Origin of the sequence: Amycolatopsis tolypomycina (assembly GCF_900105945.1) — a bacterium.
In the GTDB taxonomy this organism is placed as follows: Bacteria; Actinomycetota; Actinomycetes; order Mycobacteriales; family Pseudonocardiaceae; genus Amycolatopsis; species Amycolatopsis tolypomycina.
Genome location: NZ_FNSO01000002.1, coordinates 722,630 through 747,213, shown reverse-complemented (window position 1 = coordinate 747,213; position 24,584 = coordinate 722,630). Strand labels below are relative to the sequence as shown.

Sequence of the window (24,584 nt, the reverse complement as noted above, 5' to 3'; positions counted from 1 at the left end):
TCAGCGGCCGGTGGGTTCGGGCCGGTTGCGGCGGATCGTCCGCATCACGAACAGGGTGATCAGCAACGCCACCAGGCCGCCGCCCGTGCCGGCCAGCGCCACGATCACCGGGGTCGGGCTGCGGTCGTTGGCCGGGGGGAGCTGGGCGAGCTGCGGGCCCGGCATCGGCGCCAGGTTGCCCACCTCGGAGGGCAGGCTCTGGGTCAGCGCGGCCACCGGGTCGATGACGCCGTAGCCGACGAAGTTGTCGCGCCCACCCGGCGCCGCCGGGTGCTGGGCCGTCTCCTTGATCCGGTTGATGATGCCCTTCGCGTCCAGGCTCGGGTACTTGGCCTTGACCAGGGCCGCGAGCCCCGACACGTACGGTGCCGCGAAGCTCGTGCCCTGGATCGGGCTGGCCTTGTCGCCGTTCTCGAACGTGAGGTTCGCCAGGCCGTCGGAGCCTTCGGCGGGGTCGAGCGACATGATCTGCGTCCCCGGTGCCGCGACGCCGACCCACGGGCCGTGCACGCTGAACGGGGCCACGCTGCCGAACTCGTCGATCGCCCCGACGGACAGCACGTCGTCGGCGAACCACGGCGGCGTGACGATCGTCTTCGGCTTCCGCGCGTCCGGCTGGTCGTTCTGCGGGCAGGTGTCCGTCGCGTTGCCCGCGGCGGCGATGATCACGACACCCCGCTGCGCCGCGAAGCGGGCGGCGGCCTGGACCTGCTGCTCGCCTTCGGTGATCGACCCGGTCGCCGGGCGGCAGTTGTCGACCGACATGTTGATGATGTCGGCCTCGTTCCGCTCGGCGATGCCGCGGATGATCTCGGCCAGCGTCTTCAGGGTGCCCGCGGTGCCGGCCTTCTCCAGCTGGCGCCCGCCGTTGGACTGCCCGGGGGACGTCCCATCGCCTTCGGCACCGCCCCCGCCACCACCCGGCGGCGGGCTGGTGCTCGACGACGGCGGCGTGCCCCCGGTGCTGCTCGACGGCGGCGGTGCCTGGGTCGAGGTGTCGGGCTCGTAGTTCTCGCTCAGCTGGCGGTAGGACACGATCGTCGCGTCCGGGGCGACGCCGATGAACCCGACCTCCGGGTTGTCCGGCTTGCCCGCGATGATGCCGGCGACCTCGGTGCCGTGGCCGTCGCAGTCTTCGAGGCCTTCTTGCTTCCCGTCCGGCTTCGCGACGTAGTCGCCGCCGGACTTCACCCGGTTCTGGAACCACGGGTGCTGGGTGACGCCGGTGTCGACGACCGCGACCCGGACGCCGCCCCCGGCGCTTCCCGTGGCCGCCTTGACGATCTCCTGCGCCTTCGCGATCTGCAGGTAGTCCTGGCCCCACGGCCGGTTCTTCAGCACGATGTTCTGGCCGAGGGTGCTGCGCTGGACGCAGGCCTTCGACTTCTTGTACTTCTTGTCCGGCTGCCGGGAATCCGGGATCAGCTTGCCCATGTCGACCGGGGGCGGCGTCGCGAAGTAGCCGTCGGCCGGGGCGGTCTGGGCCTGCGCCGGGATCGTCGCGCCCAGCGGGGCCAGGACGCCGAGCGTGCCGGCGATCAGGGCCGTCGTGGTTCGCCGGGTCGCGCCGAAACGGCGTCCTGCTGCCATCCGAGATTCACCCGATCCGGTCACTTGAAGTTCAGGTGCCGCAGGGTGGTGTAAAGGTCCATCACCCCGAGGGCCAGCGGCAGCACGGAGGCGATGCAGATCGCTTCGATGATCTCCACCGTGCGCCGCAGCGGCGGCGAGAACCGCTGGTTCGGGAAGATCACGCCGACCACGAGCGCGCCCGCGGCGAGCAGGATCAGCAGCCCGAAGACGTAGAGCAGGCGGTTCTGCGCGCTCGCCGAGACGAGCCAGCCGACCGCGATCCCGGTGGCCGAGACCAGGCCGGTGGTGAGCAGGGCGATCGCCTGGCTGCCGTTGGCGTACGCGCGGGCGCGCAGCAGCAGGACGAGCGTCGCGACGACGCCGAGGATGATGCCGAACGCGCCGGGCGCGGTCGCCGCGATGATCGCCGAGATCGCCACCGTGGCACCGCAGCCGACCATCAGGCCGGTCATGTAGTTGTGCGCGATCGCCGTGCGGCGCTCGATCGCCCGGTAGTCGGGGAAGCCGGAGTCTTCCTTCAGCTCTTCGGCGTTGCTCGGGACGTGCGGCAGCGGCAGCTTCGCGAGCCAGATCGTGGCGCGCGGCAGGATCGAGATGCAGGCGAGGGCGACGGCGACCGTGCCGGCCGCGATGCCGGCGGCCGGGTGCGCGACGAGCGTGCCGAACAGGAAGGCCAGCGCGCCGAAGGTGCCGGCGGTGGCCGCGGCGATGAACGTCGTGATGCCGGCGCCGATGACCATGATGCAGACCGAGGCGACGATGATCACCAGGACCGCGCCGAGCAGCAGGTTCGCCCGCAGGGAAAGGCCCGGCACGATGTAGAAGCCGCTGACGAAGGCCAGCGGCAGGCCGCCGGCCGCGGCGATCAGCACCCCGGTCGGCTCGGCCTGGTAGCCCTTGGCGAGGGTCGCGCCGACCGCGACGCAGGCGATCGCGCCGATGCCGCCGGCGATGGCCGCGCCGAGCGCGCTGCCGCCGTAGAAGGAGCCGCTCATGAACAGCGCGACGGCGGCGGCGAACAGCGCCAGCCCGCCCGCGACGTGCCCGAACCGGTTCGCCGTCTCCTTCGTCCACGGCCGGAAGCTGTCCGGCGAGGATTCGGCGATGGCGTCGACGACGTCGTCGTACAGCGGCGGCGGCGGGTTTTCGTTGCGCTTGCGCAGCTGGAGCAGCTCGCCGTCGACCACGCCGAGCGAGGCCAGGGTGCGGCTCGGGTCGAGCGGGGCGTCGCCGAGCTTCGCCAGCGCCCAGCCGCCGTGCCGGGCGCCTCCGTCGGGCGAGGTCTCCTTGGCCATGTCCAGCAGCATCGGCAGCAGATCGGCCACCGCGACGTCGGCGGGCAGCGCCACGTCGATCCGGGTGGACGGCGCGACGACCGTCACCCTGCTGAATACTGTCGTGCCCGTAGCCACTGCACTGCCCCCGCTCTGATGAGACTGCTCCCGGGGGAACTTATACCGAACCCCGGTGCCGACATCATCGAACGTCCGAAAATCACCGGCAACAGCAGCTCAGAGGCACGAACCGGGGATTACTGTCGGTGCCGGGCCGTACACTCGCTCCACGACGATGAGACAGCGTTACCGGGCGGTTCCGGCATCCGGCGGAATTCCACGGAGGCGTTCGATAGGTTGGTCGCGCACCAAGCGGTGGCCGCCATCGTCGAGTTTGAATGAGGGGTCCTTCGATGAGCACGCTGCAGTTCAAGAAGTCGCCGCGGCTGGCGGCACCGCGGCCGCCGGGCGGTGAGGTGCACCTCGAGCCGCCGCCCGAGGTGCCCCGGGTCATCCCCGGGAACATCGTGATGAAGGCGCTTCCGGTCGTCATGATCGTCGCGTCGCTCGGGATGATGGTCTTCATGTTCCAGGCCAGCAACCGGAACCCGATGATGATGGCCATGGGCGGCATGATGGTCGTCGGGACGCTCGGGATGATGGCGGGCGGTGGCGGCAAGGGCGGCGGCGCCAAGCGCGCCGAGATGGACGAGGACCGCAAGGACTACCTGCGCTACCTGGGCCAGATGCGCGACCGCGCCCGCGAGGCGATGGTCGACCAGCGCGCCGCCCTGGAATGGGTGCACCCCGACCCGCAGTCGCTCTGGTCGCTGGCCGCCAGCCGCCGGATGTGGGAACGACGGCAGAACGACCAGGACTTCCTGCACCTGCGCGTCGGGCGCAGCTCGCACCGGCTCGCCACGCGGCTGGTCCCGCCCCAGACCGGGCCCGTCGACGAGCTGGAACCGATCGCCACCCTCGCGCTGCGCCGGTTCGTGCGCGCGCACTCGATCGTCCCCGACCTGCCCACGCAGATCACCCTCCGCGGGTTCGCCGCGGTCAGCATGCAGGGCGACCGCACGCTGACCCGCGGACTCACCCGCGCCATGCTCGCGCAGCTGGTTTCCTTCCACAGCCCCGACGACGTCCTGATCGCGGTCGCCACCGCGGGCCGGGCGAAGGAGGAGTGGGAGTGGGCGAAGTGGCTCCCGCACGTCCAGCACCCCACGCTGTCCGACGGCATCGGCCAGCTCCGCATGATGGCAGGCTCGCTGGCCCAGATCGAAGACTGGCTCGACGAAGAACTCCGTGACCGCCAGCGCTTCTCCCGCAACGCCACGCCGGCGCCGGACCAGCCGCACGTCGTCATCATCATCGACGACGCCGAGGTCACCCGCGAAGAGCAGATCGTCCTGGAGGAGGGGCTGGTCGGCGTCACGCTGATCGACCTGTCCGACTCCCTCGGCAACCTCGCCGCCCGCCGCGGCCTGCGGCTGGTCGTCGAGGCCGACAGGCTCGGCGCGCGCAGTGCCGGCGGCGTCGAGTGGTTCGGCAGGCCGGACACCCTCAGCCTGGTCGAGACCGAGTCCCTGGCCCGGCTCATCTCGCCGTACCGCGTCGGCGGTGCCGGGGGACAGGACGTCGGTGACGAAGAGCCGCTGCTGTCCAACCCGTCGCTGCTGGAGCTGCTCGGCATCCCCGGCGACCCGATGACCTTCGACGTCCAGCAGGCGTGGCGGCCCCGCCCGATCCGCGACCGCTACCGCGTGCCGTTCGGCGTCGGCGAGTACGGGCAGCCGGTCGAGCTCGACATCAAGGAAGCCGCCGCCGAGGGCATGGGCCCGCACGGCCTGTGCATCGGCGCCACCGGTTCCGGTAAGTCGGAGTTCCTCCGCACGCTGGTGCTGGGCCTGCTGGCCACGCACTCGTCTTCGACGTTGAACTTCGTGCTCGTCGACTTCAAGGGTGGCGCGACGTTCCTCGGCCTCGACAAGGCCCCGCACGTCTCCGCGGTCATCACCAACCTCGCGGACGAGGTCACCCTGGTCGACCGCATGAAGGACGCGCTGGCCGGCGAGATGAACCGGCGGCAGGAAGCGCTGAAGAACGGCGGCAACTTCAAGAACGTCTGGGAATACGAGAAGGCGCGCGAAAACGGCGCGGACCTCGACCCGCTGCCCGCGCTCTTCATCGTCTGTGACGAGTTCTCCGAGCTGCTGTCGGCGAAGCCGGACTTCATCGACCTGTTCGTCGCCATCGGCCGGCTGGGCCGGTCGCTGCAGATGCACATGCTGCTCGCCTCGCAGCGCCTCGAAGAGGGCAAGCTGCGCGGCCTCGATTCGCACCTGTCGTACCGGATCGGCCTGAAGACGTTCTCGGCGGCGGAATCCCGCGCCGCGATCGGCGTGCCGGACGCGTTCGAGCTGCCGTCGGTCCCCGGTGGTGGCTACCTCAAGTACGACACCTCGACGCTGGTGCGGTTCAAGGCGTCCTACGTCTCGGGCCCGTACCGGCCGGCCGGCCTCAAGGTGGCGGGCCCGGCGGCAACCGTCGTCCGCGCGGACAAGCGGCCGCAGCTGTTCGTCCCCGACTTCGTCGAGCTGCCGAAGGAGCCGGAGCCGCAGCAGATCGAGGCGCCGGTCCAGGAACAGCAGCGGCAGTCGGAAGAGGCGGTCGAACCCAGCGAGCTCGACGTCATCGTCTCGCGCCTGGTCGGCCAGGGCCCGCCGGCGCACGAGGTGTGGCTGCCGCCGCTGAAGGACCCGAACTCGCTCGACACCCTGCTGCCCAACCTGAACCCGACCGACGACCGGGGCCTGTCCCCGGTGGGCTACTTCGGCAACGGGCGGCTGCAGGTGCCGCTGGGCATCATCGACCGGCCGTACGAGCAGCGGCGCGACCCGCTGTGGGCGGACTTCTCCGGTGCGGCGGGCCACGGCGTGATCGTCGGCGGCCCGCAGACCGGCAAGTCCACCATGCTGCGGACGCTGATCATGTCGATGGCGCTGACCCACACGCCGGAAGAGGCGCAGTTCTACTGCCTCGACCTCGGTGGTGGCACGTTGGCCGGTCTGGCCGACCTGCCGCACGTCGGTGGCGTGGCCGTGGCCCGGCGCGAGCCGGACAAGGCCCGCCGGATCGTGGCCGAGCTGACCACCCTGCTCACCGAGCGCGAAGGCCGGTTCGGGGCGATGGGCATCGACTCGATGACCGAGTTCCGCAACCGCAAGCGCCGCGGGGAGATCCGGCCGGACCAGGACCCGTTCGGCGACGCCTTCCTGATCGTCGACAACTGGCGCGCCCTGCGCGACGACTTCGAAGAGCTGGAAACCACGATCACCCGGCTCGCCACGCAGGGTCTGTCCTACGGCGTGCACGTCATCATCGCCGCCAACCGGTGGGCCGACATCCGCCCGGCGATCAAGGACATGCTGGGCACCCGGTTCGAGCTGCGCCTCGGTGACCCGACCGAGTCCGACATCGACCGGCGCGTCGCGGTCAACATCCCGGCCGGGCGGCCGGGCCGCGGCCTGACCCGCGAGAAGCTGCACATGCTGGGCGGCCTCCCGCGGATCGACGGCTCCAGCGACCCGGAGACGATCGCGGCCGGCGTGGCCGACGCGGTGGCGAAGATCAAGGGCGCCTGGCGCGGCCGCGTCGCGCCGCAGGTCCGCCTGCTGCCGGAGCTGATCACCTACGAGGACGTGCTCAAGCTCGACACCGCGCGGGACTCGAAGCTGATCCCGATCGGCGTCAACGAGGAAGACCTGCAGCCGATCTACATCGACTTCAACGCCGAGCCGCACTTCTACGCCTTCGCGGACGGCGAGTCGGGCAAGACGAACCTGCTGCGGCAGATCGCCCGGGGCATCTCGGAGCGCTACACCGCCAAGGAAGCGCTCATCCTGCTGGTCGACTACCGGCGCACGATGCTCGGCTTCATCCAGGGCGACTCGCTCCTCGGGTACGCGGTTTCGTCCGCGCAGCTGGAGAGCATGGTCGGCGACGTCTTCAACTCGATGACGCGCCGCCTGCCGGGCCCGGACGTCACGCAGGAGCAGCTGAAGACGCGGTCCTGGTGGAAGGGGCCGGAGCTGTTCATCCTCGTCGACGACTACGACCTGGTCGCCACGTCGACGAACAACCCGCTGCGCAAGATCTCCGACTTCCTGCCGCAGGCCAAGGACGTCGGCCTGCACCTGGTCGTCGTGCGGCGCACCGGTGGCGCGAGCAAGGCGATGTACGACCCGATCATCGGCAAGCTCAAGGAGATCGCGGCCCCGGGCATGGTGATGAACGGCTCGCGCGACGAAGGCGCGCTGGTCGGCAACATCAAGGCGAGCGCGATGCCGCCGGGCCGGGGCAACCTGCTGACCCGGAAGAACGGCAAGCAGCTGATCCAGGTGTCGTGGATCCAGCCCGACTGACGACGTCGGCCGGACGCGCTCTCGGCGAGGTGGGTAGGTTCCTCCCCGAGGGCGCGTCCCGGTGGAGCGCGAACATCGACTGTGTTGTTTTCGGGAGCTGCTGGTGACGGTCCGGGTTGCGGTGGACTTCGGGACATCGAGCACCTGCGTCGTCGCCTCGGTCAACGGGCGCGAACCGCAGGTCGTGGTGATCGACGGCCAGCCGCTGATGTCCTCGGCGGTGTACGCGGCCGCGGACGGCACGCTGTTCGTAGGCCAAGAGGCCGAGCGGCAGGCGGCCGTCGACCCGTCGCGGTACGAGCCGAACCCGAAGCGGCGGATCGACGAGGGCGAGCTGCTGCTCGGCGAGAACGTCCTGCGGGTCACCGACGTCGTGCACGCCGTGCTGGGGCGTGCGGTGTCCGAAGCACGCCGCCTGGCCGGCGACGCCGAGGTCGACCTGCTCGTGCTGACCCACCCCGCGGACTGGGGCGCGATCCGCACCCGGCTGCTGCGGCAGGCCGCGGGCGGGCTGGCGCGCGAGGTCGCGCTCGTGCCGGAGCCGGTCGCGGCGGCGGTGTACCACGCGGCGACGTTCGCGCCGCAGGACGTGACGAACGACCGCACCGTCGAGTTCAGCGGCCGCCCCGGCGACGCGCTCGCGGTGCTCGACCTCGGCGGCGGCACGGTCGACGTCAGCGTGGTGCGGCGGCTGCCGCCGGACACCGCGCGCGACCGGGCCGGCCGTCCGCAGCGCGGCGGTTTCCAGGTGCTCGCCACCCGGGGCGACCCCGGCTTCGGTGGCGCGGACATCGACCAGGCGCTGCTGGAGCACGTCGGCTCCCTGGTCGGCGCCGCCGACCCGGACGCCTGGCGCGAGCTCGTCGAAGGCCGCGAGCTGGCCGACCGGCGCCGTCGCCGCGTGCTGCGGCAAGACGTGCGGGGCGCGAAGGAGACGTTGTCGCGGCACGCCTACACCGACGTGCCGATGCCGCCGCCGTTCGCCGACGCGCACGTCACGCGCGAGGACCTCGAACGGCTGATCGCGGCGCCGCTGGGCCGGGCCGTCGAGCTCACCGTCGCCGCGATCGGCGACGCCGGCCTGCGGCCGAAGCAGCTCACGGCGATCTTCCTGGTCGGCGGTTCGAGCCGGATCCCGATGATTTCGCGGCTGGTCCACGAACGCACCGGGGTCGTGCCGACGAGCCTCGACCAGCCCGAGACGGTCGTCGCGCGCGGCGCGCTGCGGGCGGTGCTGGTGGACCCGGACCGCACCGGCGCGCTGCCCGGCGAAGCCATGGCGCGGCTGGGTGCCGCGCCCGGCCCGGGGGCCCACAACCCGGCGGCGCAGCGCACGGAGGTCGTCCGCCCCGGCGACGTCGCCCCGCGCCCCGGTGACGCCGGCCGGCGTCCGGGGCCGCCCCACACCCCGGCGCCCGCGCCGGCCGGGTTCCCGAACCGCCCGGTGCCCCCGCCGTCACCGCCGTCCGGCCAGCCGGTGGCCCGGCCGTGGTCCCCGCCCGCCGGGCCGCCCGGCCGGCCGAACCCGCCGGGCCCGGCCACCGGCGCCCGGCCCGCGCCCGAGCCTGCCGCGAAGAGCCGCCGGAAGCTCGCGGGGATCGTCGCGGTCGCGGTGGTCGTCGTGGCCGCGCTCGTCGTCGCCGGGTTCGCGGTGTTCCGCGGCTCCGGGGCCGAGAGCGGCCGGACGCTCTCGGCGTACGACTTCAAGTTCGTCGCCCCGGAGGACTGGGTCCAGACCGACGACCGGGTCGCCGAGAAGCAGGTCGTGATCCACCCGCAGGAGTCCCGTGACGGCAACGACCTCGTGGTCGTGCAGGAGTACGTCATGGACTACGACGCGACGGCCGACCCGCAGAAGCTCGTCGAGGAGCTCCGGCGGCTCGCCGCCGGCAAACCGGAGCGCTGGAGCGCGTTCAACCCGAGCCTGTCCTACGCCGGGAAGACGGTGATCGGGTACCACGAGAGCAAGCCGGACCGGCCCGACCTCCAGGTCGACTGGTACGTCGTGGCGAAGGGCCGGATCCGCGTCCACGTCGGCTGCCAGTACGCCACGGCCCCGCTGCGGGCGCGGGTTGCCGCGGCTTGCGAGCAGGCTGTGCGCACGGTCGAAATCCTCAACTGAGAGGAGGGCACGCGGTGCCGTCCGAAGAATTCGAGAGCGCTGCAGCGTCCTTCAAGCGGATCGGCCAGGACGCGGTGACGCATTCGCGGCGCGTCGCCGGGAACGCCCTCGCGCGCAGCCACCGGCGGCACAGCGAGAACGCCGAACTGCTGAAGCAGAGCGGGCGCGGCACGAAGTCCGGCGACCCGACGCCGGGCACGCTGCGCGCGGCCGCCGAACGGTTCCGCCGCGCCCGGGGACTGGCGGTTCCCGATCCGGTTCCCGCGGTTCCCGATCCGGTTCCTTCGCGTTCGCAACCTGCCGCGCGAACCCCTCGATCGGGTGATGAGGATGAGGACTTTTCCCAGATGCGAATCATGCAGCGCGATCAGTGAAATCCGGTCGCCGGTTGCTGTGCGCGTGCTAATCCCCCTGGTGGGGAACGCTTTTCCGGGTGACGCGCCACCGGTTCGGGGAGCTTCCCGGATACCGGTGGCGACCGGTTCCCGCGGGGAGCGTTAACGCAAGCAACTACTTCCGGGCAAACCACGACACGAGGGAACCGGACGTGGCAGTGTCTGCGTCGTAGGGCCGTACGAACGAACAAGCTTGGTACGGACAACCACCACTCTTATGAAGGGGGTTCCGGTATGAGCGCCGGACAGGGATTCCAAGGGACAGTCGCCCAGTTCACCGAGGCCGAAGGCCGGGTGACCGAGGTTCGCGCCCAGATGGACCAGAACCTCTCGACGCTGCGCGACCGCATCGAGGCCACCCGCGCCGGTTGGCAGGGTGAGGCGCAGAAGGCGTTCGACAACGTGATGTTGCGGTTCGACGAGGACGCCCGCGGCATGAACCAGGCGCTGCAGCGCATCGGTGAGCTGCTCCGCGAGGCCGGCTCCAAGTACGAGCGTTCCGAGCAGCAGCAGCAGGAGATCCTCGGCGCCGTGAACCGCGGCTTCGACGCCCTCGGCTGAGCACCTCCCGAATCCTTTCCCACCACCTCTCATCTTCAGCTCAAAAGGAGTAAGCCATGCCTGATGGCGCCGGCATTGTCGTCAATTACGCCACCATCCGCCAGGCCGCGGATGACTGCACCGCGACGGGGGGCGAGCTGCAGGCGGCGTTCGACCGCCTCAAGGACGACCTGCGTCCGCTGACCACCACGTGGACCGGTTCCGCGAAGGAGCAGTACGACCAGGCCCAGCGCACCTGGGACCAGAAGTTCGAGGACCTGAAGCAGGTTCTGGCGCAGATCGCGTCCGCCCTGCCGTCGATCGCCGACGGTTACCAGGCCACGGACAGCGCCGTCGAAGGCCTGTTCTGAGCCGGTAACCCCGGAAACCACGGCGGGCCCGCACTCCGGTGCGGGGCCCGCCGTTTTCTTTTGAGCAGCAGGGCCCTTTGGGGCAGGGAAAACTCAGTGCGGGGCGCCGACCTCGTAGTCCGGCCGGTCGTTGAGCACCCGCACGGTCACCTTCTTCTGCTGCCCGCCGATGGTCACCGTGCAGTCGAACGTCGTGCCGTTCTGCGCGGCCTGGTTCGCCGGGCACTGCGCGTTCTTCACGTCGGGCTCGCCGTAGTTCTCGTTGAGGACCTTGACCACACCGTCCTGAAGGGACTGTTGGTCCAGCACGTCCCCGCGGAACGCGCCCAGCAGCCACGCCGCACCGCCACCGAGGGCGAGCACGAGGACAGCCGCGCCGGCGATCAGCACCGGCTTCTTCGACTTCGGCTTCTTCGCCGGCTCGGCTGGGAAAGCGCCCAGGCCGCCGTACTGCGACGGCTGGAAGCCGCCCCCGTACTGCGATTGCGGCGGCGCCCCCTGGCCGGGAGCGGCCATCGGCTGGGCAGGCGTCGGCTGCGACGGAGTGGCCTGCCACGGCGCGCTCTGCTGCCCCGGCCCGCTCTGCTGCCCCGGCTCGGTTTGCTGCCCCGGCTGCCACGGCTCGCTTTGCTGCCCCGGCTGCCACGGTCCGCTCTGCTGGCCCGGCTGCCACGGCCCGGAGAACGAGCCCGACGGCTGCCCCGGCTGCCACTGGCCGGTGTAGGAGCCCGACACCGCGCCCGGGTCGGCGTGCTGCTGCTGCCACTGCCCGGAGTGCGGGCCGGTCGCCTGCTGCTCGGGCTGCCACGCACCGGGCTGGGCCGCTCCGGGCTGTGTTGCGCCGGGCTGTGTTGCGCCGGGCTGCGGCGCGGCCCCGGCAGCAGGCGGCTGCCACCACTGCGGCTGCTGCGGCTGCTGCTGCGGGTCAGGCGGCTGAGACGGTGCTGTCATCGGAGATCACCTCGGGTCGTGGTCACGCTCAACTGCCCTGCGCTTCGCCGAGACGCTGGTAGAACGCGTCCTTCGCGGCTTGGTCCGGCAGCGCCGTGATCTGGTTCGCGTCCGGCAGCTTCGGCATGTCCTGCAGGCTCGCCTTGCCGGTGAACCGGAAGTCGTACTTGAGCTCGAGCTGGTGGCCGTCGCCGGCGAACTTGGCCTCCATCACGAAGGAGGCGAGGTTGCCGTCCGGGTTCAGGGTGATCGTGGCCGGGACCGCGGCCTTCTTCAGCTCCGGCCCGATCTGGCTCGTCAGGCTCGGCGGCAGGATCTCGACCCGGTTCTCGACGAAGACCCCGAACGGCACGTTCACGGTCAGCGCGGTCTTGCCGTCGCCGAGGCTCTTCGCCCCGCGGACGGCCCGCTTGTCGGCCTTGTACGCGTCCACGGTCGAGTCCGCCATCCGGCACGGCGTCAGCACGCCACCCCAGGCGCACGGCACGAGCAGGCCGCCGCCCTCCGGCTTCGCCATCGACACCCACGCCGTCGGCGAGACGCCCTTCTGCACGTACAGCGGGCCGAGGTAGGTGTACTCGACCGTGCCGTCCGCGGGCGTGTACGTGTCGATGATCTCGTCCGGGTTCTTCTGCGACCGGTGCCGCACCACCCGGCTCTCCGGGCTGCCGGTGCGCGCGGACGTCACCGTGCTGTGGATCCACTTGTCGTCGAACTTGAAGTAGGCGTCCAGCGAGTTGGTGACGTCGCGCGAGTCGGTGATGGCGTCACCGAGCTTGCCGATCACCTGCTCGAACTTGGCCCCGACGTAGTCGGCCGCGTCGTCGCCCTTCGGCAGCGCGGTGCCCGCCTTCGCCTGGCCGCACGCGCTGACCACCAGTGCCAGCAGGGCGCCCATGACGAAGATCGCCGTCGGTCGTTTCCTCATGCCGTCCCCTGCTCGCCTGTGTCGCCCGGATGGCCCCATCCTCGCGTGTCGCGGTGGCGCGTGCAGGCGCTTCGGCGGGAAAACTCCGGTAGTATCCCGGCTGCGTCCGGGCCGCCCGGAGCCTAGTATGGGCGCTTCCACCACCCCCGATGCGCGGGTGCGGTGACCGTGGGGGTATCTTCATATGTCGTTGTGCGCTGCGGCGCGTAAGCGCTAGGCCCGCACAGAACCCACACGCAATGTTGACGACGAGGTAGACCCTTGCCCACGTACAGCCCCAAGCCCGGCGACGTCACTCGTGCCTGGCACGTGATCGACGCCGAGGATGTCGTGCTCGGACGGCTGGCGACCGAGGTCGCCACGCTGCTGCGCGGCAAGCACAAGCCGACCTACGCCCCGCACGTGGACACCGGTGACTTCGTCATCATCGTCAACGCCGAGAAGGTCGCGCTCACCGGTAACAAGCGCGAGCAGAAGTTCGCGTACCGGCACAGCGGTTACCCGGGCGGTCTGCGGAAGCGCTCGTTCGGCGAGCTGCTGGACACCAAGCCCGAGCACCTTGTCGAGAAGGTCGTCAAGGGCATGCTGCCGAAGAACAAGCTCGGCCGCGCCCAGGCGAAGAAGCTGAAGGTGTACGCCGGCCCGCAGCACCCGCACGCCGCGCAGCAGCCGCAGGCGCGCGAGATCACCAAGATCGCGCAGGTCGCGCAGTGAGTGAGGAACAGTCTGTGACCAGCACCGAGACCGAGGCCCCCGAGGTCGTCGAGACCACCGAGGCGACCGAGACCGGCGCCGTCGCGACCAGCGAGACCCCCGCCGCGCCGCGTCCGTCGCGTGCCGCCGGCGGCAACGCGCAGACCGTCGGCCGCCGCAAGGAGGCCGTCGTCCGCGTGCGGGTCGTCCCGGGCACCGGTGAGTTCAAGCTCAACGGCCGCACCCTCGAGGAGTACTTCCCGAACAAGGTGCACCAGCAGCTCATCCGCGAGCCGCTGGTCACGGTCGAGAAGCCGGACTCGTTCGACATCTTCGCCAACCTCAAGGGCGGCGGCGTCTCGGGTCAGGCCGGCGCGCTGCGCCTGGCGATCGCCCGCGCGCTCGTCGAGGTCGACGCCGACGACCGCCCGGCCCTCAAGAAGGCCGGCTTCCTCACCCGTGACGCCCGCGCCACGGAGCGGAAGAAGTACGGCCTCAAGAAGGCCCGCAAGGCCCCGCAGTACAGCAAGCGCTGATCGCGCCCCAGGCGCAACCCACGGGAGCGCCCATCCGTCCATCGGATGGGCGCTCCCGTGTTTTCAGGGGTGTGTCGTTTCCGTCGCCGGGAGCGACACTCAGGGGTGGGGGAAGACGGTCCGCCCACGTCGCTAGGTTGTCGTGGTCATCCACAAGGAGGTCGATCGATGGCACGCCTGTTCGGGACCGACGGGGTCCGTGGCCTGGCCAACGCCGAGCTGACGCCCGAGCTGGCCTTGGCGCTGGCGGCCAGCGCCGCCCGCGTGCTGGCCGCGCACGACCGCTCGCACCGGCCGGTCGCGGTCGTCGGCCGTGACCCGCGAGCCAGCGGCGAGATGCTCGAAGCCGCGGTCGTCGCGGGCCTCACGTCCGCCGGGGCCGACGTCCTGCGCGTCGGGGTCCTGCCGACGCCGGCCGTCGCCTACCTGGTCGGCTCGCTCGAGGCCGACCTGGGCGTGATGATCTCCGCGTCGCACAACCCGATGCCCGACAACGGCATCAAGCTCTTCGCCGCGGGCGGGCACAAGCTCCCCGACGGCATCGAAGACGAGATCGAGGCCGGCCTCGCGGACGGCAAGGTCCGCCCGACCGGGGCCGGTGTGGGGCGCGTCACCGACGTCGAAGACGCCCTCGACCGCTACGCCGCCCACCTGCTCGACGCCACCCCCCACCCGCTGGCCGGGCTGAGGGTCGTCGTCGACTGCGCGAACGGAGCGTCGTCGGCGGCCGCGCCCGAGATCTACCGCCGGGCGGGCGCCGAGGTCGTCGCGCTGTTCGCCGAGCCGGACGGCGTCAACATCAACCAGCACTGCGGCTCCAACCACCCGGAGAAGCTGCGCGAGGCGGTCGTCGCCCACGGCGCCGACCTGGGCATCGCGCACGACGGCGACGCCGACCGCTGCGTGGCCGTCGACTCCGCGGGCGAGCTGGTGGACGGCGACCAGATCATGGCGGTCCTGGCGCTCGCGCTGGCCGAGGCCGGCGAGCTGATCAAGGACACCCTGGTCGCGACGGTGATGAGCAACCTCGGCCTGCACCTGGCGATGAAGGCGCACGGCATCACGGTCGTCACGGCGGCGGTGGGCGACCGGTACGTCCTCGAGGAGCTGCGCTCGGGCGGCTTCGCCCTCGGCGGCGAGCAGTCGGGCCACGTGGTGCTCCCGGCCCACGCCACCACCGGCGACGGCCTGCTGACGGCGCTGCGCCTGATGAGCCGCATGGCCGAGACGGGCAAGTCCTTGGCCGACCTGGCGGCCGTGATGAACCGCCTGCCCCAGGTCCTGGTCAACGTCCCGGTGGCCGACAAGGCGGCCGTGGCGGACTCGTCCGAGGTCCGCACCGCCGTCGGCGAGGTCGAGGCCGAGCTGGGCGAGGAAGGCCGGGTCCTGCTGCGCCCGTCCGGCACCGAGCAGCTGGTCCGCGTGATGGTCGAGGCACCGGCCCAGTCCACCGCCCAGGCCGCGGCCGACCGGCTCGCCGGGGTCGTTTCAGCGGTTTCCTGACGCGAGGGTGACCACGGCCCTACTGAGGCCGTGGAACACCGGGTGGGTCTTCCAGCGGACTTCGCCCACCCGGTACCCGCCGTCGAGCAGCTTCGCCAACGCGCCCAGCGCGATCTCCCCTTCGGCCACCGCCACCCCGGAGCCCGGGCACGCGTGCCGGCCCAGGCCGAACGGCAGGCCGTCGGTCAGGGAGATCGCCACCGGGCCGTCGGGGCCGAAGCGCAGGACGTACCGGGCCGGGCAGATCGCCGTCACCAGCTCCCGCACGCTCCGTGAAGCGGGCGCCGAAGCCAGCTCCAGCCCGGCGCCCGCCAGGAAGTTCAGCGAGTTCTCGTAGGCCGCGTGCGCCAGCACCACGGCGTTGATCACCAGCTCGTCCTCGTCGAGCCGGCCGGCCGCGTGGGCCGCCCGCAGCGCCGTCAGGCCGCCCGGCCCGGCCGTCGTCCGGCTGAGCTGCACCGCCAGCCGGAACGCCGACGCCTGCCCGGCCCGGCCGTCGCCGCCGAAGACGTCGAGGTTCGCCGTCGTCGCCTCCAGGTGGTCGAGGAAGACGTCGTCCAGGTCGACCCCGAGCACCGCCGACGTCACCAGCCCTGCCACCGGCCGCGCGAAGTCGCGCACCAGGTCGAACGTCGTCCCCAGCCCGGCCACCACGTCCTCGATCGACGCCCGCAGGGCCGCCGGGAACGGCTCCAGCCCGGCGATGATCTCCCGGAGCACCGCGCGCACGCGGGTGTGATCTTCGCCGTCTCGCAGGAGCACGCTCGGCGAGCCCGCGCCGGGGTCCGACGTCAGCTCGGGCGACCGCAGGGCCCGCGCGCACGCGTCCCGGCCGGAGACCACGCCGATGCCGTGCCGTTCGAACTCGTCCATCGCTTCGACACCGTAGGGCAGGATGGGCGCGTGCCGCCCGCAGCAGTCCCGGATGACGTCCTGGCCACGCCGTTCACGGACTACCTGCTGCGCAACGCGCGCGAAGACCGGCCCGCGTTCACCTGCCGCACCTTCCCCGGCCCCACCGACCACACACTGACCTGGCCGCAGGTGCTCGCCCGCGTCCGCGGGGTCGCCCGCGAGCTGCGGCGCGTCACCCGGCCGGGTGATCGCGTGGCGATCGTCGCCCGGCAGGACCTCGGCTACGTCACCGCCTTCCTCGGGACGCTCTACGCGGGCCGCGTCGCAGTGCCGCTGTCCGTCCCGACCGGCCGCACCGGCCGCGCCCGGGTCGAGTCGGCCTTCGCGGACGCCACTCCCGCGGCTTGCCTGACCTCGAAGAACCTCGTGGACAAGATTCCGCCGGTCACCGCGCTGGTCATCGAAGACATCGCCGACGGGGACGCCGAGCCACCCGCCGCCGTGGCGATGACCGATCCCGCGTACCTGCAGTACACGTCCGGTTCGACGCGCCGCCCGGCCGGCGCGGTCATCTCGCACCGCGCGCTGGTGGCTGCCTGCTGGCAGACCACGCGGTGCTACCACGCCGACGCGTCGACCCCGCTGGCCGGCTGGGTGCCCTTCTTCCACGACATGGGCCTGGTCCTGCTCATCGGCACGCCCGTCTTCCTCGGCTCGCGGTCGGTCTTCTGCACGCCGATGGAGTTCGTGCGCGACCCGCTGCGCTGGATCCGGCTGCTGGCGGAGCTGCCGGGCGTCGTCAGCGCCGCCCCGAACTTCGCGTTCGACCTGGCCGCCGAGGCGGCGGGCGACCTCGAAGCCGTCGACCTCTCGCGGGTGAACGCGCTGCTCAACGGCAGCGAGCCGGTCCGCGCGGCCACCGTCGAGGCCTTCGAGCGGGCCTTCGCCCCCTTCGGGCTGCCGCGGGCCGCGCACAAGCCGTGCTACGGGCTGGCCGAGGCCACCGTGTTCGTCACCAGTGCGGGTGACGAGGGGCCGACGGTCACGGCGTTCGACGGCGAGCCGCGCGTGTCGGTGGGGCGGCCGTTCGGCCAGCGGATCCGCATTGTCGACAAAGAGATCCAGGTGTCCGGCCCGAACGTCGCCGACGGCTACTGGGGCCGGCCCGACGTGCTCGCCCCGGACGGCTGGCTGCGCACCGGCGACCTCGGCTTCGTCCACGACGGCGAGCTGTACGTCACCGGGCGGCTGAAGGACCTGATCATCGTCGACGGCCGCAACCACCACCCCCAGGACATCGAAGCGACCGTCGAGGCCGCGCACCCGGGCATCCGGCACGTGGCCGCCTTCGCGGTGCGGGACGGCCACGGCGAAGGCGTCGCGGTCGTCGCCGGGTGCACCGCGCCGGGCAAGGCGAACACTGCGGTCGAGACGGCCGTGCGGCGGGCCGTCTCCGCGGCCCACGACCTGCCGCTGCGTGCCCTGTGGCTGGTGCGGCCGGGCGAGGTGCCGCGGACCTCCAGCGGCAAGGTCGCCCGCGCCGCGGCCCGCGAGCGTTGGTGGGGCGAGAATGAGCGGCATGGCTGAGCCGGGCACCTACGTCGACGAGATCCGCCGGATCATCAGCTTCGCGCTGGAGATCCCGCCCGAGCGGCTCACCGAGACCACGCCGTTCGACGACCTCGGCATGACGTCCCGGCAGCGGATCCAGCTGCTGTCGCGGGTCGAGGTGACCTACGGCGTCTCGGTCGACATCGACGAGCTCGACCGGCTGGTGGACATCCGCGGCGTCGCCGAGGTGATCTCCGAGGCGGTCGCGGCGCAGCACGCGCACGAGTAGGTCCCGGCCGGGTGCACTTGGCGGAAGCCCAGGTGAGGCGCCCGGGTGAACGCTAGACTCTGTGTGCATCTGCGACGGCACCGAACGGTGTCCGGGCGCGTCACAGTCCCGGAACGCAAGAGGGACCTGTGGGATCGAAGGGGGCAGCGACCATGCCGAACGGCTACGAAGCGAGTTCGGAGGCGATGATGCGGGCGCAGGTGCGCCTGGCGGACGTCGCCGACGACCCGGCGAGCGAAGCGAAGAAGGTCGCGCCGACCGCGATCGTCGCCATCGACTTCGGTCGCGTGCACCAGGAGGGCTTCGGCAAGTACAAGGCCGGGATCGACGAGATCGGCGCGGGCATGACCGGGCTGTCGAACGCCCTGCTGAACCTGGGCAGCGGGATCGGCTCGGCCGGCGCGAAGTACACCGCGCAGGAAGCGAACGCCGGCGCGCAGGCGAACCAGGCGGGGGGTAACCGCTGATGGCCGAATGGGCTGAGATCAAGAAGGTCCTCGACGACCCGAACGTCTCCATGGAAGCAAAAACCAAGCTCATGGAGGAGTACAGCGAGGACACCTTCAACTTCAGCGATGAAGAAGAAGAGTATGCGAAGAAGTACATCGAGGGTTACTCCGATGACTTCTGGGGCAACGACTGGCTGCCGGGTTCGTCGTCCGATGTCGACGAAGCGCTGAAGGAAGCGCAGCAGGAAGCCGCGGCCAAGAAGCAGGAACACGACCGCGACACCGCCCAGCGCGACCAGGCGAAGAAGAACCTCGACGGCATCGCCGCGCCGACGCTGGGGGCCGGCGCGAAGAGTTCCGACGAGCAGCTCGACCAGGGCAACGTCGCGGTCGACCTGCTCGCGAAGTGGACCGACGAGGTCTGGAACCAGATCAAGGGCGGCGAGAGCAACAAGAAGAACTCCCAGACGGAGCTCAAGGACAAGTTCCACGAGAACCGCGGGATCCAATACCAGAAGTTCCTCACCGACGCCGACGACCTGAGCAAGGCGCACAAGGTCGTCGAGGAGGCGCTCACCAAGAGCGACACCGAGCTCCAGACCCTCTTCGACGCGTGGAAGGGCAAGGGCGCCAACGCCGCGGAGATCAAGTACGACGAGTCGATCAAGCCGCACGCCAAGGAGCTGTCGCAGCAGATCGACGGGGCGGCGAAGCTGATCCCGCAGACCGTGACGCAGGTCTTCAACGCGGTCAAGAAGAAGGTCGACGAAGTCCTGCAGCTGCACCGCCCGGTGATCGCCGAGGCCGACATCCCGATGGCGAAGAACGTCCTCAAGGTCGCCAACGGCGAGACCGAGGAGTTCGACGACTTCATGAAGGTCGCGGGCTGGGTCGACGCCGTCAACGCCAAGCACGGCAACAACTCGAACCTGGCCGAGCGCCTGCAGAACGACGACTGCGGCTTCAACGACGAGAACAAGGAGTACGGCCGGAACGTCTGCCGCTACTGGCGCGACGGCGCGTTCTCGACCGAGTACCGGAGCCTGATCGCCGCGTTCGACGGGTCCTGCAAGGCGGCCAAGCAGACCATCGACCAGCAGTTCGGTGCGCTCGCGCAGTACATGGACGGCTACCGCAACCAGCTGACCGAGGCCAAGAACGAGGGCGGCGGCGACAAGACCGGCAACAACGGGAACACCGGCAACACGGGGAACACCGGGAACACGGGCAACACCGGCAGCGGCAGCACGGGGAGCACCGGCAGCGGCAGCACCGGGAGCACCGGCAGCGGCTCCACGACGCCGTCGGCGGTCGAGCCCCCGAAGGCCGAGGAGCCCGCGAAGCCCGAGGAGGGCAAGAACCCGATCACCGGGAAGCCCCTGGAGGTCGACCCGGCCACCGGCGAGCCGTACCCGATCGACCCGAAGACCGGCGAAGCCATCAAGGACTCCGGCGACACGGACACGGTGTCGGTCAAGAAGGGCGACAACACGATCACGATGTCCGAGCCCGACGCGCAGGGCAAGCAGGACATCTCCGTGGACGACGGCCAAGGCCACAAGAAGGACTACCACCTCGACTGGGGTGACGACGACAAGGCCAAGGACGGTGCCGGCAAGGACGGCGCCGCCGACGACAAGGCGTCCTTCGGGCCGCAGGGCAGCCCGCAGGGCGCGGTCAAGGAGGGGCAGCCGTCGGCCGACGGCTCCTACAAGCCGGGCCCGGACGGCAAGATCCACATCCAGGACGGCAACCTCAAGATCACCGCGGAGCGGCCGGAGGGCCCGGACGGCCCGACGATCGTGACGGTCGACGACGGCAAGGGCGAGCCGACCACCTACACCCTGGACGAGAAGGACGACCCGAAGGCGGGCGACCTCAAGGCCGACGGCCTCAAGGCGGACGTCAAGCCGGTGGCTGTCGGAGCGGACATCCCGCACGACGCGAACGCCGAGTCCCCGCTGACGAAGGACCCGTCACCGGCCAACCCCGACCCGGGCTTCACTCGCAGCGAAGCGGCCTCGGCCGGCGGCGGGTTCACCGCGCCCGGCGGCTTCGACGGTGACCTCGGCGGTGGCAGCGTCGGAGCCGAGCCCGCGGTGGCGACGGCCGACGCGGGTGCCGGGGCCGGCGCGGCTGCCGGTGACGCGACGACGACGGCCGGCGCGAGCAACTTCGGCTCGGCCATCACCGGCGGCGGCTCGCCGGACTTCGCCGGCGCCGTCTCGCTCGACGCGGGCGCCCAGACGGGCAGCGACGCGTCGCTGCCGATGTCCGACGGCGGCGGCGGCCTCGGCGCCACCCCGGTCGACGCCGGGGTGCACCAGGCCGCGGCGAGCTCGTCGAGCATGAGCGGGATGTCCGGCATGGGCGGCATGGGGATGATGGGCGGCATGGGCGGCGCACCGGGTGGCGGCGGCGGCGACCAGCAGCGCGGGCCCAGCCAGTACCGCATCGAGGGCGGCGTGTTCGAGACGAGCGGCGCGAAGGGCCGCATCAGCGGCTCGCTGGACGACGAGGGTGACCGTTCGATCCGGTACGACCGGTGACGAAGGCTGAGGAGGGCCGATGAGCAGCGCTGAGGACCGTTACCGGGCGGCGATTTCGACGATGGACGCGGCGGCGCGCGAGCAGGACGAGCAGCGCGGGCTGCGCGAACGCCGGCTCGCCGAGGCCCAGCAGCAGGTCCGCGAGGGCATGCGGCAGGAGCTGGCCGCCGCGCAGAAGTACGCCGAGCACATGGACGAGCTCGCGAAGCGCAAGCAGAGCGCGGGCGGCTGGGCGACGGAGAAGACGCTGGCCGACAAGTCCCGCGAATCGCTGATGGAGTTCGGCGTCCACGACGAAGAGGCGGACACCGGCTACACGAACTACCCGACGCCGAGTTACGGAACCCCGGCCGCGGCGGCCCCGCCGCGTCCGGGGCCGGCACCCGAGCCCCCACCGGCCGCGGCGCCCGAGCCGCAGCGGCGGGGACGGCACGCGCGTCAGCCGGACGACGAGGACGACTTCTCCAGCACCAGCTGGCTGGTCTGAGCCTCCGAAGAGCCCGTCCGCGTCAGTGGGCGGGCTCTTCTTCGCGTTCGATGGGGGCGCGCTTGACGTCCGCCTCGAGCAGCGGCCGGTACTTGTCGCTGCCGGTCAGGTGGGTCAGGAAGAACGCGGTGAACAGCGCCCGCGTGAGCTGCTGCGTCTTCCGGTGCGGCTTGCCGTGCATGATCAGCTGCGACCAGTGCCTGCCTTCGGTGACGCCCAGGTGGGACGCCTTGCCGAGGAACCGCAACTGGACGTCATCGCCACCCCAGGCACCGGCGATCGCCTCGGCGTGCGCAACGGCCGGGGCAACGAGGTCACCATCGGCGGCGAGGTGCAACCCGGGCACGGTGATCGCCTTCGCCGACTCGCTGGCGGGCGGAAGCGTCTGCGCGGCGGTGATGGTGGCGACGGCCTTGATCCGCTTGGTGCTCTGGGCGTCCTGAGCCGCGGCGAGAACGGCGGACCCACCACCGGTCGAGTGCCCGGCAAGGCCGAGCTTGGCCGGGTCGACGCTGATCCCGTCCGGCCCCAGCCGCACGGTGGTGACGACATCGAGGGTGGTCAGCAAATCGGCGGCGAGCAACCGGTGCGAGGGCAAGGGGCCTTTTTGCGTGGCCGGTGCGGCGGCGACGATGCCCCAGCTCGCGAGGTGCCGCAGCAGCCCTCGGTACCGATCGGGCGGCTGCAGCCAGCCGTGCCCGAAGGCAACGGCGGGCAACCCGAGCCCGGCGCGCGGCGTGTAGACCACGCCGGGCAGCCCGACCAGGGCGAGGTTGCCCCGCAGGACCTCGTGCGGACCCGGATGCGTCAACTCCGCGAGCAGCTGCTTGGGCTTGCTGGCCATGGGCCGAACCCTACTGTGCGAGCCAGTCCGCGGCTCGCCCGCCGCCCCGGCGCGCCGTACACGGCCGGTCGGTCGGCGTGCCGTTCGCCTCGGCCCCGGTCCCAGCGCCCCAATGTGGCGTTCGGTGCGTTGGACGCAACCAACGCCACATTGGGGCGCTCGAAGCCACCTGCCGCGGGGGCGCCCCCCGTTTTCCACTCTACCGGTCGGCACCGACACTTCCGGCCGCCCAAGCGCCCGCGCACGCCGCATTGGTTCGAACCACCGGGACCACATCAGTGCAGGTCGGCAGCGGTTCGCCCACCCCGTCAACCCACAGAATGTCCCTCGTTAGGCTGGTGTCCGTGTGTGGAATCGTGGGATATGTCGGGCACCGCCCGGCTCTGGACGTCGTCCTCGGTGGGCTCCGGCGCATGGAGTACCGCGGTTACGACTCCGCCGGTGTCGCGGTCCTCGACGGCGCCGGTGCGCTGACCGTCGAGCGCAAGGCGGGCCGGCTGGCCAACCTGGAAACCCGGCTCGACGAGGTCGGCCGTGAGCGCTTCGGCGGGACCGCCGGCATGGGGCACACCCGCTGGGCCACCCACGGCGCGCCGATCGACCGCAACTCGCACCCGCACCGGGACGCCTCGCAGCGCGTCGCCGTCGTGCACAACGGCATCATCGAGAACTTCGCCGCCCTCCGGGCCGAGCTCGAGGCCGACGGTGTCGAGATGGCCAGCGACACCGACACCGAGACCGCCGCCCACCTGGTCGCCCGCGCGTACACCGAAGGCGACACCAAGGGCGACCTCACGGCCAGCGTCGCCGCCGTCTGCCGCCGTCTCGAAGGCGCGTTCACGCTGGTCGTGACGCACGCCGACCACCCGGACACGATCGTGGCCGCGCGCCGGTCGTCGCCGTTGGTCGTCGGGGTCGGGGACGGTGAGCACTTCGTCGCCTCCGACGTCGCCGCCTTCATCGAGCACACCCGGGAGGCCGTCGAGCTCGGGCAGGACCAGCTCGTCGTCATCACCCGGGAGGGCTACGACGTCCTGGACTTCCACGGCGACGCCGCCCAGGCCAAGCCGTTCACCGTCGACTGGGACCTCTCCGCCGCCGAGAAGGGCGGCCACGAGTACTTCATGCTCAAGGAGATCGAGGAGCAGCCCGAGGCGCTGGCGAACACGCTGCGCGGGCACTTCGAGTCCGGCCGGATCATCCTCGACGAGCAGCGCATCTCCGACCAGGACCTCCGCGACGTCGACAAGGTCTTCGTCGTCGCCTGCGGGTCGGCCTACCACTCCGGCCTGGTCGCCAAGTACGCCATCGAGCACTGGACGCGGCTGCCGGTCGAGGTCGAGCTGGCAAGCGAGTTCCGCTACCGCGACCCGGTCCTCGACCGCGACACGCTCGTCGTCGCCGTGTCCCAGTCCGGCGAGACGGCGGACACCCTGGAAGCCGTCCGGCACGCGCGCGAGCAGAAGGCCCGCGTCCTCGCCGTCTGCAACACCAACGGTGCGCAGATCCCGCGTGAGTCCGACGCCGTCCTCTACACGCACGCCGGGCCCGAGATCGGCGTCGCCTCGACGAAGGCGTTCCTCGCCCAGATCGCGGCGAACTACCTGGTCGGCCTGGCGCTGGCGCAGGCCCGCGGCACGAAGTACCCGGACGAGGTCGCGCGCGAGTTCGCCGAGCTGGAGGCCATGCCCGCGGCCGTCCAAAAGGTACTGTCCACTGTGGAGCAGGTGCGGGACCTCGGCCGCCGGATCGCCGACTCGAAGGCGATCCTGTTCCTCGGCCGCCACGTCGGCTTCCCGGTCGCCCTCGAAGGCGCGCTGAAGCTCAAGGAACTCGCGTACATGCACGCCGAGGGCTTCGCCGCCGGCGAGCTCAAGCACGGCCCGATCGCGCTGATCGAAGACGGCCTGCCGGTCGTCGTCGTGATGCCGTCGCCCAAGGGCCGCGCGGTGCTGCACTCGAAGCTCGTGTCGAACATCAGCGAGATCCAGGCCCGCGGTGCCCGCACGATCGTCATCGCCGAAGAGGGCGATGAGACCGTCCGGCCGTTCGCCGACGAGCTCATCGAGGTCCCCGCGGTGCCGACGCTGCTGCAGCCGCTGGTCTCCACCGTGCCGCTGCAGGTGCTGGCCGCGGAGATCGCCCGCGCCCGCGGGTACGACGTCGACAAGCCGCGTAACCTGGCGAAGTCCGTCACCGTGGAATAACACCGCGTAAGAGGGAGGCC

At 71.4% G+C, this 24,584-nt stretch carries 20 protein-coding genes; 14 read left to right on the top strand and 6 right to left on the bottom strand.

The window, feature by feature from the left end; all coding sequences use genetic code 11:
- Window positions 1-1,590, bottom strand: a complete 1,590-nt coding sequence (mycP, locus tag BLW76_RS05095; RefSeq protein WP_091304673.1) for a type VII secretion-associated serine protease mycosin — start codon at window positions 1,588-1,590, stop codon at window positions 1-3.
- 20 nt (window positions 1,591-1,610) lie between these two features.
- A complete protein-coding gene (gene eccD / locus BLW76_RS05090) occupies window positions 1,611-2,975 on the bottom strand; it encodes a type VII secretion integral membrane protein EccD (protein ID WP_091304672.1) in 1,365 nt (454 codons plus the stop codon).
- 305 nt (window positions 2,976-3,280) lie between these two features.
- On the opposite strand from eccD, the gene eccCa reads away from it, so the two are divergent.
- From eccCa to BLW76_RS05065, 5 genes are all read left to right on the top strand, one after another.
- On the top strand, window positions 3,281-7,294 hold the full coding sequence (gene eccCa, locus BLW76_RS05085) for a type VII secretion protein EccCa (protein WP_091304671.1): 4,014 nt from the start codon (window positions 3,281-3,283) through the stop codon (window positions 7,292-7,294).
- A 103-nt stretch (window positions 7,295-7,397) separates the two neighbouring features.
- On the top strand, window positions 7,398-9,416 hold the full coding sequence (locus BLW76_RS05080; protein ID WP_091304670.1) for a type VII secretion-associated protein: 2,019 nt from the start codon (window positions 7,398-7,400) through the stop codon (window positions 9,414-9,416).
- 14 nt (window positions 9,417-9,430) lie between these two features.
- Window positions 9,431-9,790, top strand: a complete 360-nt coding sequence (locus BLW76_RS05075) for a hypothetical protein (RefSeq protein ID WP_091304669.1) — start codon at window positions 9,431-9,433, stop codon at window positions 9,788-9,790.
- A 255-nt stretch (window positions 9,791-10,045) separates the two neighbouring features.
- Window positions 10,046-10,372, top strand: coding sequence for a WXG100 family type VII secretion target (locus BLW76_RS05070; protein ID WP_091304668.1), 327 nt, complete (start codon window positions 10,046-10,048; stop codon window positions 10,370-10,372).
- Between the two features lie 56 nt (window positions 10,373-10,428).
- The gene (locus BLW76_RS05065; protein WP_091304667.1) at window positions 10,429-10,722 is read left to right on the top strand and encodes a WXG100 family type VII secretion target; all 294 of its coding nucleotides are present in this window, start codon (window positions 10,429-10,431) and stop codon (window positions 10,720-10,722) included.
- 93 nt (window positions 10,723-10,815) lie between these two features.
- On the opposite strand, the gene BLW76_RS05060 is transcribed toward BLW76_RS05065, so the two are convergent.
- A complete protein-coding gene (locus BLW76_RS05060; protein WP_091304666.1) occupies window positions 10,816-11,673 on the bottom strand; it encodes a DUF4333 domain-containing protein in 858 nt (285 codons plus the stop codon).
- A gap of 28 nt (window positions 11,674-11,701) precedes the next feature.
- Window positions 11,702-12,601 (bottom strand): hypothetical protein, encoded by a 900-nt coding sequence (locus BLW76_RS05055; RefSeq protein ID WP_091304665.1) that lies wholly within the window; start codon window positions 12,599-12,601, stop codon window positions 11,702-11,704.
- Between the two features lie 261 nt (window positions 12,602-12,862).
- On the opposite strand from BLW76_RS05055, the gene rplM reads away from it, so the two are divergent.
- From rplM to glmM, 3 genes are all read left to right on the top strand, one after another.
- Entirely contained in the window at window positions 12,863-13,315 is a 453-nt protein-coding gene (gene rplM, locus BLW76_RS05050; protein WP_004560141.1) for a 50S ribosomal protein L13, read from the top strand.
- A 14-nt stretch (window positions 13,316-13,329) separates the two neighbouring features.
- Window positions 13,330-13,830, top strand: coding sequence for a 30S ribosomal protein S9 (gene rpsI / locus BLW76_RS05045; protein ID WP_091304664.1), 501 nt, complete (start codon window positions 13,330-13,332; stop codon window positions 13,828-13,830).
- 168 nt (window positions 13,831-13,998) lie between these two features.
- The gene (gene glmM, locus BLW76_RS05040) at window positions 13,999-15,333 is read left to right on the top strand and encodes a phosphoglucosamine mutase (protein ID WP_091304663.1); all 1,335 of its coding nucleotides are present in this window, start codon (window positions 13,999-14,001) and stop codon (window positions 15,331-15,333) included.
- Here glmM and BLW76_RS05035 read toward each other — a convergent pair.
- Window positions 15,319-16,206 (bottom strand): cytochrome P450 family protein, encoded by an 888-nt coding sequence (locus tag BLW76_RS05035; protein ID WP_091304662.1) that lies wholly within the window; start codon window positions 16,204-16,206, stop codon window positions 15,319-15,321. The two genes, glmM and BLW76_RS05035, sit on opposite strands and share 15 nt — an antisense overlap.
- Before the next feature lie 30 nt (window positions 16,207-16,236).
- Here BLW76_RS05035 and BLW76_RS05030 point away from each other — a divergent pair, with 30 nt between their 5' ends.
- The 5 genes from BLW76_RS05030 to BLW76_RS05010 all read left to right on the top strand — a co-directional run bounded on the left by BLW76_RS05030 (window position 16,237) and on the right by BLW76_RS05010 (window position 21,513).
- Entirely contained in the window at window positions 16,237-17,775 is a 1,539-nt protein-coding gene (locus BLW76_RS05030; RefSeq protein ID WP_091304661.1) for a fatty acyl-AMP ligase, read from the top strand.
- A complete protein-coding gene (locus tag BLW76_RS05025) occupies window positions 17,768-18,028 on the top strand; it encodes an acyl carrier protein (protein ID WP_091304660.1) in 261 nt (86 codons plus the stop codon). Before BLW76_RS05030 ends, BLW76_RS05025 begins: the two co-directional genes overlap by 8 nt.
- A gap of 152 nt (window positions 18,029-18,180) precedes the next feature.
- Window positions 18,181-18,495 (top strand): hypothetical protein, encoded by a 315-nt coding sequence (locus tag BLW76_RS05020; RefSeq protein ID WP_244170045.1) that lies wholly within the window; start codon window positions 18,181-18,183, stop codon window positions 18,493-18,495.
- Window positions 18,495-21,026: a WXG100 family type VII secretion target gene (locus BLW76_RS05015; protein WP_091304659.1), complete on the top strand. Its 2,532-nt coding sequence runs from the start codon at window positions 18,495-18,497 to the stop codon at window positions 21,024-21,026. The genes BLW76_RS05020 and BLW76_RS05015 overlap by 1 nt, the downstream gene beginning before the upstream one ends.
- 19 nt (window positions 21,027-21,045) lie before the next feature.
- Window positions 21,046-21,513: a hypothetical protein gene (locus BLW76_RS05010; protein WP_091304658.1), complete on the top strand. Its 468-nt coding sequence runs from the start codon at window positions 21,046-21,048 to the stop codon at window positions 21,511-21,513.
- A 22-nt stretch (window positions 21,514-21,535) separates the two neighbouring features.
- On the opposite strand, the gene BLW76_RS05005 is transcribed toward BLW76_RS05010, so the two are convergent.
- On the bottom strand, window positions 21,536-22,357 hold the full coding sequence (locus BLW76_RS05005; protein WP_091304657.1) for a dienelactone hydrolase family protein: 822 nt from the start codon (window positions 22,355-22,357) through the stop codon (window positions 21,536-21,538).
- Window positions 22,358-22,701: 344 nt separating this feature from the next.
- On the opposite strand from BLW76_RS05005, the gene glmS reads away from it, so the two are divergent.
- Window positions 22,702-24,564 carry a glutamine--fructose-6-phosphate transaminase (isomerizing) gene (gene glmS / locus BLW76_RS05000; protein WP_091304656.1) on the top strand — a complete coding sequence of 621 codons (1,863 nt, stop codon included), beginning with the start codon at window positions 22,702-22,704 and terminating at the stop codon, window positions 24,562-24,564.
- Window positions 24,565-24,584: the final 20 nt, after the last annotated feature.